Here is a 17,042-nt window from a genome sequence, read left to right on the forward strand (position 1 = left end):
ATTCCAGCTCCCGCCCTGAAGTAGAAGGCCCTGCCCATGCGTCCGACCCTGCGTCTCCTTGCCCTGGCCCTGGCCTCGCTCGCGAGCTTCCAGGCCCATGCCGACTTCGCCATCCCCGGCTTCGAGCTGGTCCACACGGCACCGGTAGAGACCAGCCTGGCCACGCCCGACCTGCGCGAACCGGTGGGGGTCTGGCGCCAGATGTTCGATGGCGCCAAGAAGGAAATCGCCATCGCCCAGTTCTATGTGGCGGGCGAGCCGGGCGAGGCGCTGGACGAGCTGATCGGACGGCTGGAGGCGGCCGCGGCGCGCGGCGTGAAGATCCGCTTCCTGATGGAAGACAAGGGCCAGCGCCTGTCGGTGCCCGCCACGCTGGAGCGGCTCAGGAAGATCCCCGGCATCGAGTTCCGCCTGCTGGACTACAACAAGCTCAGCGGCAACGGCATCATCCACGCCAAGTATTTCGTGGTGGACGGTGCCCAGGCCTTCGTCGGCAGCCAGAACTTCGACTGGCGCGCCCTCAAGCACATCCACGAGACCGGCCTGCGCATCAGCGACGCCACCGTCGTGGCTCAGGTCCAGGCGATCTTCGAGCAGGACTGGCAGGCGCAAGCGCTGATCGCGGCCGGCAAGCCGGTGCCGGTGCTGGCCCAGCCGGCCCAGCCCTTCGACATCGACAGGAAGAGCTTCCTGCTGTCCAGCCCGCGATCCTGGAACCCGCCCGGCGTGGGCGACTCGGAAGAAGTGCTGCCGCGCCTGCTGGCCCAAGCACAGAAGGAAGTACGGGTCCAGCTGCTGGACTACGTGCCGCTGAGCTATGCGCCGGGCCGCCGGCCGTTCTATGCGGTGATAGACAACGCGATCCGGTCGGCTTTGCAGCGCGGGGTCAAGGTCAAGCTGATGGTGTCGAACTGGAACACCGAGGAGCCGGCCATTGACCACCTGAAGAGCCTGGCCCTGCTGCCCGGCATAGAGATCCGCATCGTGACATTGCCGCGGGCCTCGACCGGCTTCATTCCTTTCGCCCGGGTGATCCACACCAAGACGATGGTGATAGACGGCGAGCTGGCCTGGGTGGGCACCAGCAACTGGAGCGGCGGCTACCTGGACAAGTCGCGCAACCTGGAAGTGGTGATGCGCGACAAGGCCATGGCCGAGCGCGTGGCCGCGCTGCATGAGCAGACCTGGAGCTCCAACTATGCCGCGCCCATCGACGTGATGAAGCACTATCCGAAGCCGGCCAAGGGCACGCCCTGACCGGCTATCCGGAGATCACATGAAGAGGTGCTCTCCTGCGTTCTCTCCCCCGAGAATCACGTAATTGACCTTCTTCAAATCGGCCAGAGCGCGCCCACCGGCATAGGAGATCGAGCTCTGCAGGTCTTCCTGCATCTCGCGGATGGTGTCGCCGAACCTGCCCTTGATCGGCTCGAGGATGCGCTTGCCCTCGACATGCTTGTACTCGCCCTTGTTGAAGTCCGAGGCCGAGCCGTAGTACTCCTTGTAAAGCTTGCCGTCGACCTCGACCGTCTGGCCGGGCGACTCCTCATGGCCGGCGAACAGCGAGCCGATCATCACCATCGAGGCGCCGAAGCGCACGCTCTTGGCGATGTCGCCATGGTGGCGTATGCCCCCGTCGGCAATGATGGGCTTGGTGGCCACGCGGGCACACCACTTGAGCGCCGACAGCTGCCAGCCGCCGGTGCCGAAGCCGGTCTTCAGGCGGGTGATGCAGACCTTGCCCGGGCCTATGCCGACCTTGGTCGCGTCGGCGCCCCAGTTCTCCAGGTCGATCACGCCTTCCGGCGTGCCCACGTTGCCGGCGATGACGAAGGTGTCGGGCAGCTTCTGCTTGATGTGGGCAATCATGCGCTGCACGCTCTCGGCATGGCCGTGGGCGATGTCGATGGTGATGTAGTCGGCGCCCAGGCCTTCGGCCGCCAGGCGGTCGATCACCTCGTAGTCGGCCGGCTTGACGCCCGAGCTGAGCGAGACGATCAGGCCCTTGTCGCGCATGGACCGGGCGAAGGCCACGTTGTCCAGGTCGAAGCGGTGCATCACGTAGAAGTAGCCGTTGGCGGCCAGCCATTCGGTCAGCTGCTCGTCCACCACGGTCTTCATATTGGCCGGCACGGCCGGCAGCTTGAAGCGGTGCGGGCCGAACTCGATCGAGGTGTCGCATTCGGCGCGGCTGGTGACGCGGCACTTGCGCGGCAGCAGCAGGATGTTGTCGTAGTCGAAGATTTCCATGAGGTTTCCAAGTTCGCATCGGGGCTGCGTTGAGCAGTGCAGGCCCTGGGCTGCGAGCGCTTGACTAGGAGACCGGTTTGTTCCACCGAGGCCCTGCGGCGGGGCAGGGTGGCGAAACAAAAAACCGGGTCCCTAAATTTGGGCCCGGTGCCCGATTCTACGCATGCGCGCCCCAGGCCGGGGCGGCTGTGCACCAATCGGTAAAATCGCGCCTTCTTCCGTCTTTCCTCGCCAGCAGTCCAGAAGGAACGCATGAACCAAGTCGTCATCAGCGGCACCGGCATCTATGTGCCGCCGCACACCATCAGCAACGAAGAACTGGTCGCCGCCTTCAATGCCTATGTGGACCTGCAGAACGCCGAGCACGCCGAGGCGATTGCGGCCGGCAGCCAGGCGGCGCTGACGCATTCCAGCGTCGAGTTCATCGAGAAGGCCTCGGGCATCAAGCAGCGCTACGTGATCGAGAAGGGCGGCGTGCTGGACCCGGCGCGCATGTACCCGCGCTTCCAGGAGCGCGCCGACGACGAGCTGTCGCTGATGGCCGAGATTGCCGTCGTGGCCGCCAAGGACGCCATGGCGCAGGCCGGCAAGACCGGCGCCGACATCGATGCCGTGCTCTGCTCCAGCGCCAATATGCAGCGCGCCTACCCGGCCATGGCCATCGAGATCCAGCAGGCGATTGGCGCCGGCGGCTATGGCTTCGACATGAACGTGGCCTGCTCCTCGGCCACCTTCGCCATCGAGCAGGCGGTCAATGCGGTGAAGAGCGGCACGGCCAACTGCGTGCTGGTGCTCAACCCCGAGATCACCTCGGCCCACCTGGAGTGGAAGGACCGCGACTGCCACTTCATCTTCGGCGACGTCTGCACCGCCGTGATCGTGGAGCGCGCCGACACGGCCACTTCGCAGGACCAGTGGGAGATCCTGGGTACAAAGCTGGTCACCCAGTTCTCGAACAACATCCGCAACAACTTCGGCTTCATGAACCGGATGGAAGACAGCGACCCGAACGGCCGCGACAAGACCTTCCGCCAGGAAGGCCGCAAGGTGTTCAAGGAAGTCGTGCCCATGGCGGCCGCCCATATCGAGGCCCACCTGGCCAGCCAGCAGATCGAGCCCACGGCCGTGCGCCGCTACTGGCTGCACCAGGCCAACCTGGGCATGAACCAGTTGGTGATCAAGAAGCTGGTCGGCGGCGAAGCCGGCTCGGACGTGGCGCCGCTGATCCTCGACGAGTTCGCCAATACGGCCTCGGCCGGTTCCATCATCGCCTTCCACCGCCACCGCGCCGACCTCAAGTCGGGCGAGCTGGGCGTGATCTGCTCTTTCGGCGCCGGTTACTCCATCGGCAGCGTGATTGCCCGCAAGCGCTGAGGTCAGAAGCGTGTCGACAGGCCTAGCGCCCAGGCGAAGTCCGGCGCGGCCTTGTTGACACCGCGCGAGAACGACAGGTCCAGCTGCAGGGCCTTGGCGAGCAGCCAGGTCACTCCGGCGCCGGCCGTGATGGTCTTGCCGCCATGGCGCTGCGAGGCCAGCTGCTCGCCGGCCAGTTCCACATAGCCATGCCAGGCCTCGTTCAGGGCGAAGCCCAGGCTTCCGCCCAGGATGGCGCCGGTGAAGTGCCGCCCCGACTCGACGCGGTCGCGGTAGAGCCCGCCTATCAGGCCCGCCGACCAGTCGCGCGGCAGCTCCCATTCGGCCGTCAGGCGCACCGAGGGCCGCAGGCCCTGGCCGCGGAAGGCCGCCGAGCCGCTGTCCATGTCCAGGTGAAACAGCCACGCGAGGCCGGGCTTGCCGCTCGCCTCATCGCCATCCTGCACATGCCATTTGAGGCCCAGCGCGGTATCGGCATAGCCGCTGGCCCGCTGGCTCATGCCCGATTCGGTGAGGCGCGAGCGCAGGGCACCGTCGGTCTCTATTCGCAGTTCCCAGTCTTCGCCCGTGCCTATGCGAAAGAGTGTTGGTGTGGAGCGCAGCCTCGCCGTGCTGCCACCACTCTTGTCGCGAGCAAAGGCCAGGCTGGTCTCCAGCTGCAGGCGGCCCTTGCCGACGGTGCTGCTCGATTCGACCAGGCCGGGCCGGTCGGTGATCAATACATCGTCGGCGCGGGCCGCGCCGCCAAGCAGCAGGGCCAGCAGGGGGATCGCCAGGTGCTTGCTGTTCATCGCCACGACCTCGCCTGAATGCTTGAGAGTCAGCCCGGTGCCGATGCTGGCGCGGCCGGCGGCGCGCTGTCCAGCCCTATGCTGCGGATACCGGCCTCGCCGGCGTATTCCTCGAACACCCAGCCGGCGCCCTGGCGCACCAGGCCCTCGGCCGGCGGCTGGAGCTCGGCCACCGGCACGCCGCGCAGGGCCACGCTCATGAAGTCGATCCAGGCGGGCAGGGCCAGGCCGCCGCCGGACTCGCGGTCGCCCATGGGCTTGGGGTTGTCATGGCCTATCCAGACCGCCGCCACCAGGCCGGGCTGGAAGCCGACGAACCAGGCATCGACCGCATCGTTGGTGGTGCCGGTCTTGCCATAGATGTCGGGGCGGCGCAGCGCTCCCTGTGCGCGCGCCGCTGTGCCGCTGCGTGCGACCTCCTGCAGCAGGCTGGCCGTGACGAAGGCATTGCGCTCGGGAATGGCGCGCTGCTCCTCGGTCAGCGGTTCGGGCTTGGCCTCGAACAAGACCTGGCCCTTGCTGTCGGTGATCTTCTCTATCAGCAGCGGTGCCACGCGGTAGCCGCCGTTGGCGATCACGGCATAGGCCTGCGCCATCTGCAGCGGCGTGACCGAGCCCGAGCCCAGGCCCAGGGTCAGGTTGTCGGGCTGCTTGTCCACGTCCAGGCCGAAGCGGCCGGCCCAGTCGCGCACCTTGGCCGCGCCCAGCATCTGCATCACCCGCACCGTGACCATGTTCTTGGACTTGGCCAGGGCCTGGCGCACCGTCAGCGGGCCGTCGTACTGGCTCTCGTAGTTCTTGGGCTCCCAGTCGCCTATGGTGATGGGCGCGTCGTTGACCACGGTGTCGGGGGTCAGGCCTTGCTCCAGCGCGGCCGAGTAGACCAGGGGCTTGAAGCTGGAGCCCGGCTGGCGCCAGGCCTGGCTGACGTGATTGAACTTGTTCTTGGCGAAGTCGAAGCCGCCCACCAGCGCATGGACCTTGCCCGTGCCCGGCTCCAGCGCGACGAAGGCGCCTTCGGCCTCGGGCGACTGGGCCACTTGCCAGGCGCCCTGCGGCTCGGCCTTGGTCGGTGCGCCGCGCAGCACGCGGATGATGGAGCCGCGGCGGATGCGCAGGCTGTCGCGCGCCTTCTCCGACAGCGCGGCCTGCACCGGGCGCAGGCCTTCGCCGCTGATGCTGATGTCGTCGCCGCTCTGCAGGCTGGCCTTGAGCTTGCCCGGCGCCACCGAGGTGACGACGGCGGCGCGCAGCTCGTCGTTGTCCGGATGCTCGATCAGCGCATGGCCGATCACGCCGTCTTCCTCGCTGCCGTCGTCGGGCAGCTCGACGAAGCCCTCGGGCCCGCGATAGGCCTTGCGGCGCTCGTAGTCCATCAGGGTCTTGCGCAGGCCCTTGTAGGCGGCCTGCTGCTGCTCGGCCACCAAGCTGGTGTAGACATTGATGCCGCGGGTGTAGGCCTCTTCGCCGTACTTGGCGAACACCACCTGGCGGGCCATCTCGGCCGCGTACTCGGCATGCAGGCGCTGGTCCTGGGCCGAGCGGATGTGCAGCCTCTCCTTCTTGGCGGCCTCGTGATCCTCGGGGCTGATCACGCGCACGTCGGCCATGCGCTCCAGCACGATCAGCTGGCGGCGCTTGGCGCGCTGGAAATTGCTGATCGGATTGGCGTAGTAGGGGTTCTGCGGCAGACCCACCAGCATGGCGGTCTCGGCCTGGCTGAGCTGGTCCAGCGGCTTGCCGAAATAGGCCTCCGAGGCGGCGGCAAAGCCGTAGGCCCGCTGCCCCAGGTAGATGTGGTTCATGTAGATCTCGAGGATCTGGTCCTTGCTCAGCTGGGTCTCGATCTTGAGCGCCAGCAGGATCTCCACGAACTTGCGCGAATAGGGCTGACGCTTGGTCAGGTACATGTCGCGCGCCAGCTGCTGGGTGATGGTCGAGCCACCGCCCTTCTTGCGCTCGGCGAAGGGGTTGGACAGGTTGTTGACCACGGCCCGGGCAATGCCGGTGAACGAGATGCCGTCGTGGCGGTAGAACTCGGCGTCCTCGACCGCCAGCAGCGCGTCCTTGGTGCGCTTGGGGATCTGGTCCAGCGTCAGGTAGCGGCGGCGCTCGGCGCCGAATTCGGCCATCAGCTGGCCATCGCTGGTGTAGACCCGCAGCGGCTGCTTGGGGTGGTAGTCGGTCAGCTTGTCCAAGTCCGGCAGGTTGGGGTAGACCAGGGCCGCTGCGATGCCCAGCAAGAGGATGAACAGGGCGATCAGGCCGCCGAGGATCAGGGCGACGCGCCCTGGCGTGAAGCCGCGCGCTGACAGGAACTGGGGCCAGGGAAAACGACGGGATGCTTCAGCGGTCATCGGGGCCTGCGCGGGCTTGGGGCGGACGAGGCCGCATTATGGGGGGGCGGTCTGGAATACCCGGATCCCGTGCGCCTGTCGCCCAAATGAAAATGTCGGCCGCGCATGGGCTAAGCCCAGCGCGATCAATACAAGACAGGGAGGATGGAGATGATCAAGCGCAGGACTCTTCTCGAGGCCGGCCTCGGCCTGGCTGCCGGCGCGGCGGCAAACGGCAGCGCAGTCGCCGCCACCGATTCGACACGACAACTGTTGCCGCTGGCTGACTTCGCGCGGCGGCCCATGATGGAGCAACTGGCACTGTCACCGGATGGCAAGCTGATCGCGGCCATCGTCAACGATGGCGCGCGGAGCCTGCTGGTGACCAGAACGGCCGATGACGGACCGGTGTCGGTCGTGCTGGCAACAGACAACCTAGAGTTCATGATCAATTGGCTGGCCTGGGTCAACCCCACCCGCCTGCTGGTCAGCCTGGGGTTCTATACGGTGCGCGAGAAGGGCACGGTCGGGCAGGTCGAGATCACCGAGAGCCGGCTGATGGCGGTGGACGCCGACGGCAAAAACATGATCAACCTGGTCAAGCCTCGCGGTGTTATGGCGCGCGGCCTGAAATGGGCCTGGCATCAGGACAACGTGGTCGACATGCTGCCCGATGATCACGATCACATCCTGATGGCCCTGCCGGCCAGGGACGACATGGCCGAGCCCTCGGTCTTCAAGGTCAATGTCTACACGGCAGAGCGCAGCACCTATGCCGGCATGCGCAGCGAGGTCTTCGACTGGCTCACGGATGGGCAGCATCGCGTGCGCATTGGGATCGGTCACACCACGCAAGGCGAGCGCACCGTCTGGGCCTGCGACATCGACGGGGGCAACTGGCGGCTGCTGAGCAAGACAGCGGCGTTCGAAGCCGAGGCCCTGAATCCGCTGGGCTTCGGCCTCGATCCGCAGCAGCTGTACGTGACTGCCAAGTTCGAGGGCCTGGACGCGGTGTTCACGCTGGACCTGGGCAAGGAAGACGCCAAGCCTGTGCTCAAGCTGGCCGACGATCGCTATGAGCTGAGCGGCAGCCTGATACGCGACAAGCGAGGCGAGGCCGTCGGCATTCGAATGCGGGTCTTCACGGGAGGGGCCAGCTTCTACTGGGATCCTGCCTTCCGCGACCTGCAGGCGTCGCTCGACGCCTCGCTGCCCGATCAGGCCAACGCCCTTTTCAGCCACGACCGCGCAGGCCAGCAGTTCGTCGTGCGCTCGGCCGGCAAGGGCCGGCCCGAGCGTTTCTATCTCGCCCGCTTCGGCGACAAGCCCAGCCTCCGCCTGCTGGCAGACAGCTACCCTGAACTGTCAGAGCAGGCACTCGGCAAGCGGCTGAGCTTCCGCATGAAGGCACGCGATGGCCTGCCCTTGCACGGCTATCTGACCCGGCCCGCAGGCAAGCTGGCCGAACCCTATCCCCTGGTGGTGCTTCCTCATGGCGGTCCGCAATCGGCCGACACGGCCGGCTTCGACAGCTGGGCCGCCTTCCTCGCCGACCGCGGCTACCTGGTGCTCCAGCTCAACTTCCGCGGTTCCACCGGCTACGGCCAGGCACACCTGGAGGCCGGCCTGCGGCGCTGGGGCCTGGAAATGCAGGAGGACCTGGAAGACGGCGTGGCCGAGCTGGTCCGGCTCGGCCGGGCCGACCCCAAGCGGGTCGCCATCATCGGCTCCAGCTACGGTGGCTACGCAGCGCTGATGGGCGTGATCAAGACGCCGGCCCTGTACCGCGGTGCGTTTGCCGTCGCGCCCGTGACCGACCTGGTCATGCTCTGCGACGACATCGTCGGCATGGCCCGCAAGGAGGTCGTGCGCCGCCAGATCGGCCATGCCCGTGACGACCGTGCCCGCCTGGAGGCGACCTCGCCCTGCCTGCATGCCGATCGGATCCAGGTGCCCGTGGTCCTGGTTCATGGCACGGTGGATCGCCAGGTCGAGTACCAGTACTCGGTCAAGATGGCCGCGGCACTCAAGAAGGCGGGCAAACCGCATCAGTTCATCAAGCTGGACCGTGGCGACCATCCGCTCAGCCATGTTCCGCATCGGGTGCAGGTGCTGCAGGCGATGGAGCGATTCCTGGAGGAGGTCATGCCCAAGGCCTGAGCGGTGGCTCGGCCAGGTGCTGCTATCGTGCCGGCCATGCAAGACCTGAGCTTCTACTGGCACGACTACGAGACCTTCGGCAGGGTGCCGCGCCGCGACCGGCCGGCCCAGTTCGCCGGCATCCGCACCGATGAGCAGCTGAACGAGATCGGCGAGCCGCTGATGGTGTACTGCCAGCCGCCGACCGACAGCCTGCCCGACCCCGAGTCCTGCCTGCTGACCGGCATCCTGCCCCAGCTCTGCGCCGAGCAGGGCTTGAGAGAACATGAGTTCGCCGCCGCCATCGAAGACCAGTTGGCAAGACCCGGCACCGTGGGCCTGGGCTACAACAGCATCCGATTCGACGACGAGGTCACGCGCTTTTTGTTCTGGCGCAATCTGCGCGATCCCTATGCCCGCGAATGGCAGAACGGCTGCGGCCGCTGGGACCTGCTCGACGTGGTGCGCTGCGCCTATGCGCTGCGGCCGGATGGCATCCAGTGGCCCAGGCACGAGGACGGCCGGCCTTCGTTCAAGCTGGAGCACCTGACCGTGGCCAACGGCCTGCTGCACGAGGCGGCCCACGATGCACTGTCCGACGTGCGCGCCACCATCGCCCTGGCCCGGCTGCTGCGCGACAAGCAGCCCAAGCTCTGGGAGTTCTGCCTCAAGCTGCGCAAGAAGGAGGCGGTCTGGGCCGAGATCGGCGTGGGCAAGCCCTTTCTGCATGTCTCGGGCATGTATGGGCCGGAGCGCGGCTGCATCGCCCTGGTCTGGCCGCTGGCCCCGCATCCGACCAACAAGAACGAGCTGGTCGTGTGGGACTGCAGCGTTGATCCCACCGAGTTGCTGACGCTCAATGCCTCCACCATCCGCGAGCGCATGTTCACTCGCCAGGACGACTTGCCCGAGGGCGTGACGCGCCTGCCCATCAAGTCCATCCACGTCAACAAGTCGCCGGTCGTGATAGCCAATCTGAAGACGCTGTCGCCGGCCATGGCCGAGCGCTGGGGGCTGGACATCGAGCAGGGCCTGGGCCATGCCCAGCTGCTGATGGAAAAGGGCCGCCTGCTGGACGGGCTCTGGGGCGAGGTGTTCCAGCGCCCCGGCGGCGAGGGCGGGGCCGATGTGGACGAGGACTTGTACGGCGGCTTCCTGAGCCCCGATGACCGCCGGGCCCTGCAACGCCTGCTGGGCATGACGCCGGAGCAGATCGCCCAGCGTGCCGCCGAGGGCAAGCTGACGTTCCAGGACGGCCGGCTCGAGGAACTGGTGTTCCGCTGGCGGGCCCGCAACTTCGCCGAGACCCTGTCCGGCGAAGAGCGCCAGCGCTGGCAAGCGCATTGCGCCGCGCGGCTGCATCGGGGCGAGGGCGGGGCGCAGACCCTGCAAGCTTTCTTCGAGAAGGTCGATGCGCTCAGCGAAACGGCCGACGAGCGCGGCCAGGACATCCTGGGCGCGCTCTACGACTGGGCCGAACAGATCGCACCGCCGGCCTGACTTCCTGCCAGCGCGTCGCCGCTGAGCAGAATCGGCGCCGGTTTCACAAGGAGTAGTCCCCCATGCGCTTGAAGACCGTTCCGCTGCTGCTGATGACGATGGCAACGCTCGCCTCGACGGCGGCCCTGGCCCAGGACCTGGAGGCGCTGAAGCGCCAGGTCTGGAACACCGAATGCGAATTCGCCGCCTCGATGGCGAAGCGCGACCTGGCCGGCTTCGAGCGGCTGCTGGCCGACAACACCCTGTTCTTCAGCGGGCCCAAGCCTCTGCATGGCAAGGCCGCCGTCAAGCAGTTCTGGCAGCGCTTCTACGAGGGCGCCGAGGCGCCGTTTAGGTGGGAGCCCGACCAGGTCGAGGTGCTGGCCGACGGAACCCTGGCTCATTCCACCGGGCCGGTCTGGAATCCCAAGGGCGAGCTGACCGGCCGCTTCTTCTCGGTCTGGCGCCAGGAGGCACCGGGCCGCTGGCGCATCGTGATGGACCGCGGCGGCCCGCCGACCGAAGCCGACAAGGCGCGCGCCGAGGCCCCCCGCGCTCAATGCGCGTGGTAGCGCTGCTGGTACTTGTCGCGCAGACCGGTCTGCTTGTCCTTCAGCTCGATCTCGCGGCCCTGGATGAAGATGCGCTGCACGGCGCTGCGGATGTCCAGCGGGCTGCCGTCGGCCACAAAGAAGGTGGCGTACTTGCCCACCTCCAGTGAACCCAGCTCCTTCTCGGCGCCGAGGATGCGCGCCGGGTAGAGCGTGATCGCCTTCAGCGCCTCGTCGGCATTCAGGCCATGGGCCACGGCCTGGCCGGCCTCGAAGCCAAGGTTGCGCTCGTTGGACGGGTCGCGGTCTTCGCGGGCGATGCAGAAGCGCACGCCGGCACGGGCCAGCTCGCCGGGCAGGCGGTAGATCGCATCCACATCGTCGTCGCGGCGCAGCGGCAGGCGGTTGACCGAGCCGATCACCACGGCCACGTCACGTGCCTTCAGCTCGCCGGCAAGGGCGGCCGAGTCGGCGCCGCCGACGATCGCCAGCTTGAGCTTGAAGCGCTCGGCCAGGTCCAGGGCCTGGCGGATCTGCCAGCGGTCGTCGGCATCGACGAAGACCGGGCGCTCGCCCCGCACCACCGGCAGCATGGCTTCCCAGCGGGTGTCCAGCGCGGTCTTTGGGTCGGCGGCCTTGGCCTTGGCATAGGCCGCTGCCATCTCGAACACCTCGTCCAACTGCTTGAGCTTGGCATTGACCGTGCGGCGCAGTTCGTCGCGCGGCGAGTCGGTGCCGGTGGCGAACAGGCTGTTCGCGCTGCGCATCGTCGGCAGGGTCACATGCAGGCCGACTTCGGGTCGCAGGGCCATGTCTTCCCAGTTCCAGCCGTCCAGCTGCACCAGGGCCGAGGTGCCGGCCACCAGGCCTATGCCGGCGCGCGGCTGCGGCACCGAGAGCACGGTCAGCACGCCGCTGGCGCGGGTCACCGGGATGATGTCGCTGTCGGCATTGATGGCCACCAGGGCGCGGGCGTTCGGGTTGACGGCGCCGGTCTCGGCCGTGTCCACCGTGGCGCGCACGGCGCTGACCTCGACCAGGCCCATCACCGTGTTGGCCGAGACCATGCCGGGATAGACCTGGCGGCCCTGCAGGTCTATCACCTGGGCGCCGGCCGGGGCCTGCAGCTCGGCGCCGCCAATGGCCTTGATGCGGCCGCCTTCAACCAGCATGCGGCCATTGCTCACCACCGGGCCACTGACCGTGTTCAGCGTGGCGTTGGTGATCAGGAGCGGCTTGCTCTGCGCAGGCGGCGGCACATTTGGGTTGGCCTGCGCGACGGAGGCCGTCAGGGCGAGCAGTGCAGTGGCCAGCAGGTGGCGCTTCATGGTGATCGTTTTCATTGGTGGACCTCCTCCGTGCATTCATGCCATTCGCCATTGCCGTAGCTCTCGGCATAGCGGGCCTGCTCGTGCAGCCAGGCTTGCAGACGGGCCTCGTCGGCCTGGGTGGGTGTGGCTTCGCTGCCGGCCGTGCGGCCTGCTGCTGCGCCAGCGCCGGCGCCGCTCATGCGCAGCGGCAGGGCCTTGGCGATCAGCCGTTCGCGCTCGGCGCGCTGCTGCTCGCGCATGCGAGCATCGTCGCCGCGCGAGAAGTACAGCCGGCCCTCGATCCAGGTCTGCTCGGCGCGGCTGGTCGTGGCCAGCGGGTTGCCGTTCCAGAGCACGAAGTCGGCGTCCTTGCCCACTTCCAGCGAGCCCACGCGGTCGGCCACGCCCAGTTGCTTGGCCGGGTTGAGGGTGACGAACTTCAGCGCCTCGGCTTCAGACAGACCGCCATAGCGCACCGCCTTGGCCGCCTCGGTATTGAGGCGTCGCGCCAGCTCGTTGCTGTCGGAGTTGAAGCTGGTGACGACGCCGACCTTCTGCATGATGGCGCCGTTGTACGGAATCGCGTCCACGACCTCCATCTTGTAGGCCCACCAATCGCTGAAGGTGGAGCTGCCGGCGCCAATCGAGGCGATCTCCTTGGCCACCTTGTAGCCTTCGAGCACGTGCTGGAAGGCCGCCACCTTCAGGCCGAACTCCTTGGCGATCTTGGTGAACATCAGGATCTCATCAGCCCGGTAGGAGTGGATGTGGATCTCGCGCTTGCGCTGCAGCAGTTCGACCAGGGTCTCCAGCTGCAGGTCGCGGCGCGGCTGCTCGCTGCCCTTGGGATTGCGCTTCCACTCGTCAATGCGGGCCTGGTAGTCGCGGGCCGCCTGGAAGGCGTCGCGCAGCAGCTGCTCCACGCCCATGCGGGTCTGCGGATAGCGGGTGGTGTTGCTGTCGCCCCAGTTGGACTGCTTGACGTTCTCGCCCAGCGCGAACTTGATGCCCGGCGCCGCCTCCTTGAACTTCAGCGCCTCGGCATCGAGGCCCCAGCGCAGCTTGATCACCTGGCTCTGGCCGCCGATGGTGTTGGCCGAGCCGTGCAGCAGATTGGCCGCCGTGAGGCCGCCGGCCAGCTCGCGGTAGATGTTGATGTCGGTGGCGTCGATCACGTCGGCCACGCGCACCTCGGCGGTGATCGAGCTGGAGCCTTCGTTGACGCCGCGCGCGATGGCGGTGTGGGAATGGGCGTCGATCAGGCCCGGCGTCAGGTGCATGTCCATGGCCATGATGACCGTGGTGTCGCCACTGACGCTGCCGATCTCCTTGGCGATCTGCACGATCTTGCCGTCGCGCACCAGCATGTCGGCCCGCTCCAGCTTGCCGGCCGGGCCGCTGGTCCAGATCGTGGCGCCGCGTACCAGGATCTGCTTGGGCGCCACGCCGCCTTGCTTGATGCCGAAGGCACCGGCCGGATAGCGCTGCAGCGCCGCCAGCTCGACCTTGGGCTCGGGCTTGGCTGGCGTGTCCTGATGGGCCTTTTCGCGCTCGGCCGTCAGCGTGTCGCCGACCAGGCGTTCGCCCTGGATTCGCAGCCGCTGCCAGGCGCCACCGCCTTCGCCGCCGGCACAAGGCCAGCGCAGGAAGAACTGGTCGCCGCGCAGCTGGCTTTCGCAGCTCTTGCCGTCCAGCCTGGCCTGGGGCCGGGCCGGCGTGCCGGCGATCACCAGCGGCTTGTCCTGGCCGCTGAGCTTCCAGCTGCCGCGCACGTCCTTGCGCTGCCAGGCCTCGGTGGCCGAGGGCCGGCCATCGACGAAGGCCAGCTCGATCTCGCTGGACTCGCTGCCGAACAGGTCGCCGCTGGCGACGATCAGGTTGGCGGCTTGGCCTGCGGCGATCTTGCCCAGGCGTTGCTGCTGGCCCAGCAGCTTGGCCGGCACCGTGGTCAGTCCGGCCAGGGCAGCATCGGGGCTGAGGCCACGCTTGACCGCCTGGCGGATGCGCGGCCAGAAGTCGCGCTTGGCATCGCTCAGGCCGCGCGGGCTGATGGCGAATTCGACGCCGCTGGAAGCCAGCACCGACAGATTGGACGGCGCCAGCTCCCAGTGCTGCAGCTGCTGCAGCGAAATGTCGGCCGCCAGGTCGGGGTTCTCGACCTCGGGCACGGCCGGATAGTTCAAGGGCACGATCACCGGCATGGCCAGCTCCTTGAGCTGGGCAGCGCGGCGGTATTCGTAGCCGTTGCCTTGCAGCACGACCTTGAGGCCGAACTCGTCACGCAGCTTGGCCACGCGCAGGAAGTCCTGCTCGTCGTCGGCCTGGTAGACCACGGCCTGCTTGCCCTGCAGCACCGGCTGCAGCGAGGCCAGCGAGCTGTTGAACTCGCGCCGCTCGCCGGTCCCGGCCGGCTGGCCATACCAGCGGGCATCGAGCAGGGTCTGGCGGGCGAGGGCGATGGCGCCCATCAGCGAGCTCGGATAGCCGGCGTTGCGGCCGCGCTCGAATTCGTGCGACATGTGCTGGGCCACGTCGGTGGCCAGCACCAGGCTCTTGGCGTCCAGTCCTTCGCCGGTGGCAAGCAGGGCGCTCTGGCCGCGGAAGATGCCCTGGGCCGGCGCTGCCAGCACGGCGGTGAAGCCCAGCTCGCGGGCGGCCTTCAGCTCGTCGGCCTTGGGTTCCAGCAGGGCGGCGACCGATTGCTCCGGATGGACCTGGGCATTGCGGGCGCTGCTGCCGCGGCCCGACAGGGCGGCGGGATTCGCGGTGGCCGCTGCAGCAGCGCCACTGCGCTGGGCCCGCAGCGAGGCGGGCACGCCGGCCGTGGCGGACAGGTCGATGAAGCCGGCGTAAATGCTGCGTCCCGGCAGTTTCCAGACCCGGGCGCCGCTGGGGATGGCGACGTCAGCGCCGGCGGCGACGATCTGGCCGTCCTTCAGCACCACCGTGCCTTTCTCTATCACCTGGCCCGGGGCCAGCACCAGGCGGGCCTCGGTCAGTGCATGCCAGCGCGGGCTGTTGTCGCGCAGGCCTTCGATCCGGTCGCTGCCGTTCTGGGCCCAGGCGACGCCGCCGGTCAACAGCGCCAGGCCGACCAGTCCGGCCAGGCGTTGCCGCTTGTGTTGTGCTTTTTGCATTCCTTCGCTCCCTTGCTGGGCCGGCCTGGCGTGGCCGGCGGGTCGCGGCATTCTTCCGAGAAACCCCGGGCGCCGACATGGCGGAAATCCCCTGGGCCCACGGTCCGGCGGCGGCGTCCGGGCGCTGTGCGCGCCACGCCGCGCTTGGCGATTGGGGTTTCCGTCAGACAGCAAAACGGGTACACCTGCAATAGTTGGAGACGGACAGGCTTTTCGCCCGCGAAAACAGGAGACCTCATGAGCAGCCAGAACAAGACGGACGGCGCCGCCGATGGTGCAGGGCACGAGGTGATCGCGGCTCGCATGCGGGCGCTGATGGTGAGGTCGCCGCTGGCCGTAGCCTTCGTGCTGGGCAATCGAATCGAGCTGGCCAGCGAGCAGTTCAACCATCTGTTCGGCCACGGCGATGAAACCGACCTGTCGGGCGAGCCGGTGCGGGCCCTGCATGTGTCGGACGGCGCCCACAGCGGCCTGGTCGACAAGTCCGCCGCCGCCTTCCTGGCCGGCCGTCCGCTGGACGAGGAGGTCGAGTACGTGCGCCGCGACGGCAGCCGCTTCTGGGGCCGTCTGCAGGCCACGCCGGTGCATTGGGACCAGCCCGGCGGCGAGGCCATGTGGATCGTCGAAGACGTGACCGCCGCCCGCCAGATGCGCATGCAGCCGACCTGGACCGCCAAGCACGATGCGCTGACTGAGCTGGCCAACCGCCGCGAATTTGAACGCCGCCTGTCGGATCACGTCGGCAGCCGCCGCCACGAGCCGGTGTCGGTGCTGTGGGTTGACGTGGACAAGTTCAGCGAGGTGATCGCCTCCATGGGCAGCGAGGTGGCCGACCATTTCCTCTACGGCCTGGGCCAGATGCTGATCACCAAGGTTCGGGCCTCCGACCTGGTGGCCCGCCTGGACGACGACCATTTCGCCGTGCTGCTGCCGGACTGCGACCAGCACTACGCCCAGATCGTGGCCGAGAAGATGCGTGCCTCCATCGCCAGCTTCCGGCTGCGCTGGGGCCTGCACCGCACCCGGGTCAAGGCCTGCGTCGGCGTTGTCCAGCTGCAGCCCACGCTGGAGACCGTGGACGCCGTGCTGGGTGCCGGTGCCCTGGCCTGTGCCGAGGGCAAGGCGGCCGGCGGCGACTCGGTGCGAGTCTTTGTTTCGGCCGGCGGCTTCGAGGAACTGGCCGGCTGACTGTGACTTCCGCCCGGGCCAAAGCCGGAAAAGCACAGGTTTTTCATCTTTTTTCTTAAAGTTTTGGCCGACATCGCCGATAGTCGGGGGGTCTGGAGCCCGGTTTTAGGGTTCCGCGCCTCCAGGAGCCTCCCAAGATGATCAGCCTTTCGACCGCCTTGTCCGGCATGTCCGCCGCCAACGAGCGGTTGCGCGCGTCGGCCCACAACGTGGCCAACCTGCAGACCGAAGGCTTCAAGCGCGAGACCGTGGAGCTCACCAGCCTGGCGGGCGGCGGCGTAGGCGCCAAGTCGCGCACCGAGGAGAATCCCGGCGTGTCCGAGACGACCGAGATGGTCGAGCAGAAGTCTGCCACCTATGCCTTCGTCGCCAATCTGCGGGTGCTGCAGACCCAGGTCCGGGCCGAGGGCGCGCTGCTGGACATCCAGGCCTGAGCGCCCCCTGATCCTCAACAAGAAAGCCGGCATTGCCGGCTTCTTGCTTTTCT

12 protein-coding genes are annotated in these 17,042 nt (G+C 67.8%); 7 read left to right on the forward strand and 5 right to left on the reverse strand.

Annotated features, from left to right (window positions below; all coding sequences use genetic code 11):
- The first annotated feature begins 36 nt into the window (after positions 1-36).
- Positions 37-1,257, forward strand: a complete 1,221-nt coding sequence (locus QT382_RS02390; RefSeq protein WP_289252446.1) for a phospholipase D-like domain-containing protein — start codon at positions 37-39, stop codon at positions 1,255-1,257.
- Between the two features lie 15 nt (positions 1,258-1,272).
- Here the strand turns inward: QT382_RS02390 and QT382_RS02395 are convergent, their stop codons facing one another.
- A complete protein-coding gene (locus QT382_RS02395) occupies positions 1,273-2,250 on the reverse strand; it encodes a GMP reductase (protein ID WP_289252447.1) in 978 nt (325 codons plus the stop codon).
- Between the two features lie 252 nt (positions 2,251-2,502).
- Here QT382_RS02395 and QT382_RS02400 point away from each other — a divergent pair, with 252 nt between their 5' ends.
- Positions 2,503-3,624, forward strand: coding sequence for a beta-ketoacyl-ACP synthase III (locus tag QT382_RS02400; RefSeq protein ID WP_289252448.1), 1,122 nt, complete (start codon positions 2,503-2,505; stop codon positions 3,622-3,624).
- A gap of 2 nt (positions 3,625-3,626) precedes the next feature.
- Here the strand turns inward: QT382_RS02400 and QT382_RS02405 are convergent, their stop codons facing one another.
- Positions 3,627-4,415, reverse strand: coding sequence for a transporter (locus tag QT382_RS02405; RefSeq protein ID WP_289252449.1), 789 nt, complete (start codon positions 4,413-4,415; stop codon positions 3,627-3,629).
- A 29-nt stretch (positions 4,416-4,444) separates the two neighbouring features.
- Positions 4,445-6,772, reverse strand: a complete 2,328-nt coding sequence (locus tag QT382_RS02410; RefSeq protein WP_289252450.1) for a penicillin-binding protein 1A — start codon at positions 6,770-6,772, stop codon at positions 4,445-4,447.
- Positions 6,773-6,922: 150 nt separating this feature from the next.
- Between QT382_RS02410 and QT382_RS02415 the strand changes: the two genes are divergently transcribed.
- The 3 genes from QT382_RS02415 (at position 6,923) to QT382_RS02425 (ending at position 10,941) form a co-directional block, all read left to right on the forward strand.
- Positions 6,923-8,911 carry an alpha/beta hydrolase family protein gene (locus QT382_RS02415; protein ID WP_289252451.1) on the forward strand — a complete coding sequence of 663 codons (1,989 nt, stop codon included), beginning with the start codon at positions 6,923-6,925 and terminating at the stop codon, positions 8,909-8,911.
- Positions 8,912-8,947: 36 nt separating this feature from the next.
- Complete coding sequence (sbcB, locus tag QT382_RS02420) at positions 8,948-10,390, forward strand: exodeoxyribonuclease I (protein ID WP_289252452.1); 1,443 nt, start codon at positions 8,948-8,950, stop codon at positions 10,388-10,390.
- Between the two features lie 62 nt (positions 10,391-10,452).
- Positions 10,453-10,941, forward strand: a complete 489-nt coding sequence (locus QT382_RS02425) for a YybH family protein (protein WP_289252453.1) — start codon at positions 10,453-10,455, stop codon at positions 10,939-10,941.
- On the opposite strand, the gene QT382_RS02430 is transcribed toward QT382_RS02425, so the two are convergent.
- Positions 10,926-12,263, reverse strand: coding sequence for an amidohydrolase family protein (locus tag QT382_RS02430; protein WP_289252454.1), 1,338 nt, complete (start codon positions 12,261-12,263; stop codon positions 10,926-10,928). The genes QT382_RS02425 and QT382_RS02430 overlap by 16 nt on opposite strands.
- Positions 12,260-15,367, reverse strand: a complete 3,108-nt coding sequence (locus tag QT382_RS02435) for an amidohydrolase family protein (protein ID WP_289252455.1) — start codon at positions 15,365-15,367, stop codon at positions 12,260-12,262. The genes QT382_RS02430 and QT382_RS02435 overlap by 4 nt, the downstream gene beginning before the upstream one ends.
- A gap of 237 nt (positions 15,368-15,604) precedes the next feature.
- On the opposite strand from QT382_RS02435, the gene QT382_RS02440 reads away from it, so the two are divergent.
- Positions 15,605-16,555, forward strand: a complete 951-nt coding sequence (locus tag QT382_RS02440) for a GGDEF domain-containing protein (protein WP_289252456.1) — start codon at positions 15,605-15,607, stop codon at positions 16,553-16,555.
- Positions 16,556-16,692: 137 nt separating this feature from the next.
- A complete protein-coding gene (locus tag QT382_RS02445; RefSeq protein WP_289252457.1) occupies positions 16,693-16,989 on the forward strand; it encodes a flagellar basal body protein in 297 nt (98 codons plus the stop codon).
- Positions 16,990-17,042: the final 53 nt, after the last annotated feature.

It is taken from the genome of Pelomonas sp. SE-A7 (genome assembly GCF_030345705.1).
In the GTDB taxonomy this organism is placed as follows: domain Bacteria; phylum Pseudomonadota; class Gammaproteobacteria; order Burkholderiales; family Burkholderiaceae_C; genus JAUASW01.

Coding starts and splice junctions, on each gene's coding strand:
- QT382_RS02395 (WP_289252447.1), bottom strand. CDS start 2,250: ATGGAAATCTTCGACTACGACAACATCCTGCTGCTGCCGCGCAAGTGC.
- QT382_RS02415 (WP_289252451.1), top strand. CDS start 6,923: ATGATCAAGCGCAGGACTCTTCTCGAGGCCGGCCTCGGCCTGGCTGCC.
- QT382_RS02425 (WP_289252453.1), top strand. CDS start 10,453: ATGCGCTTGAAGACCGTTCCGCTGCTGCTGATGACGATGGCAACGCTC.
- QT382_RS02390 (WP_289252446.1), top strand. CDS start 37: ATGCGTCCGACCCTGCGTCTCCTTGCCCTGGCCCTGGCCTCGCTCGCG.
- QT382_RS02435 (WP_289252455.1), bottom strand. CDS start 15,367: ATGCAAAAAGCACAACACAAGCGGCAACGCCTGGCCGGACTGGTCGGC.
- QT382_RS02430 (WP_289252454.1), bottom strand. CDS start 12,263: ATGAAAACGATCACCATGAAGCGCCACCTGCTGGCCACTGCACTGCTC.
- QT382_RS02405 (WP_289252449.1), bottom strand. CDS start 4,415: ATGAACAGCAAGCACCTGGCGATCCCCCTGCTGGCCCTGCTGCTTGGC.
- QT382_RS02445 (WP_289252457.1), top strand. CDS start 16,693: ATGATCAGCCTTTCGACCGCCTTGTCCGGCATGTCCGCCGCCAACGAG.
- sbcB (WP_289252452.1), top strand. CDS start 8,948: ATGCAAGACCTGAGCTTCTACTGGCACGACTACGAGACCTTCGGCAGG.
- QT382_RS02440 (WP_289252456.1), top strand. CDS start 15,605: ATGAGCAGCCAGAACAAGACGGACGGCGCCGCCGATGGTGCAGGGCAC.
- QT382_RS02400 (WP_289252448.1), top strand. CDS start 2,503: ATGAACCAAGTCGTCATCAGCGGCACCGGCATCTATGTGCCGCCGCAC.
- QT382_RS02410 (WP_289252450.1), bottom strand. CDS start 6,772: ATGACCGCTGAAGCATCCCGTCGTTTTCCCTGGCCCCAGTTCCTGTCA.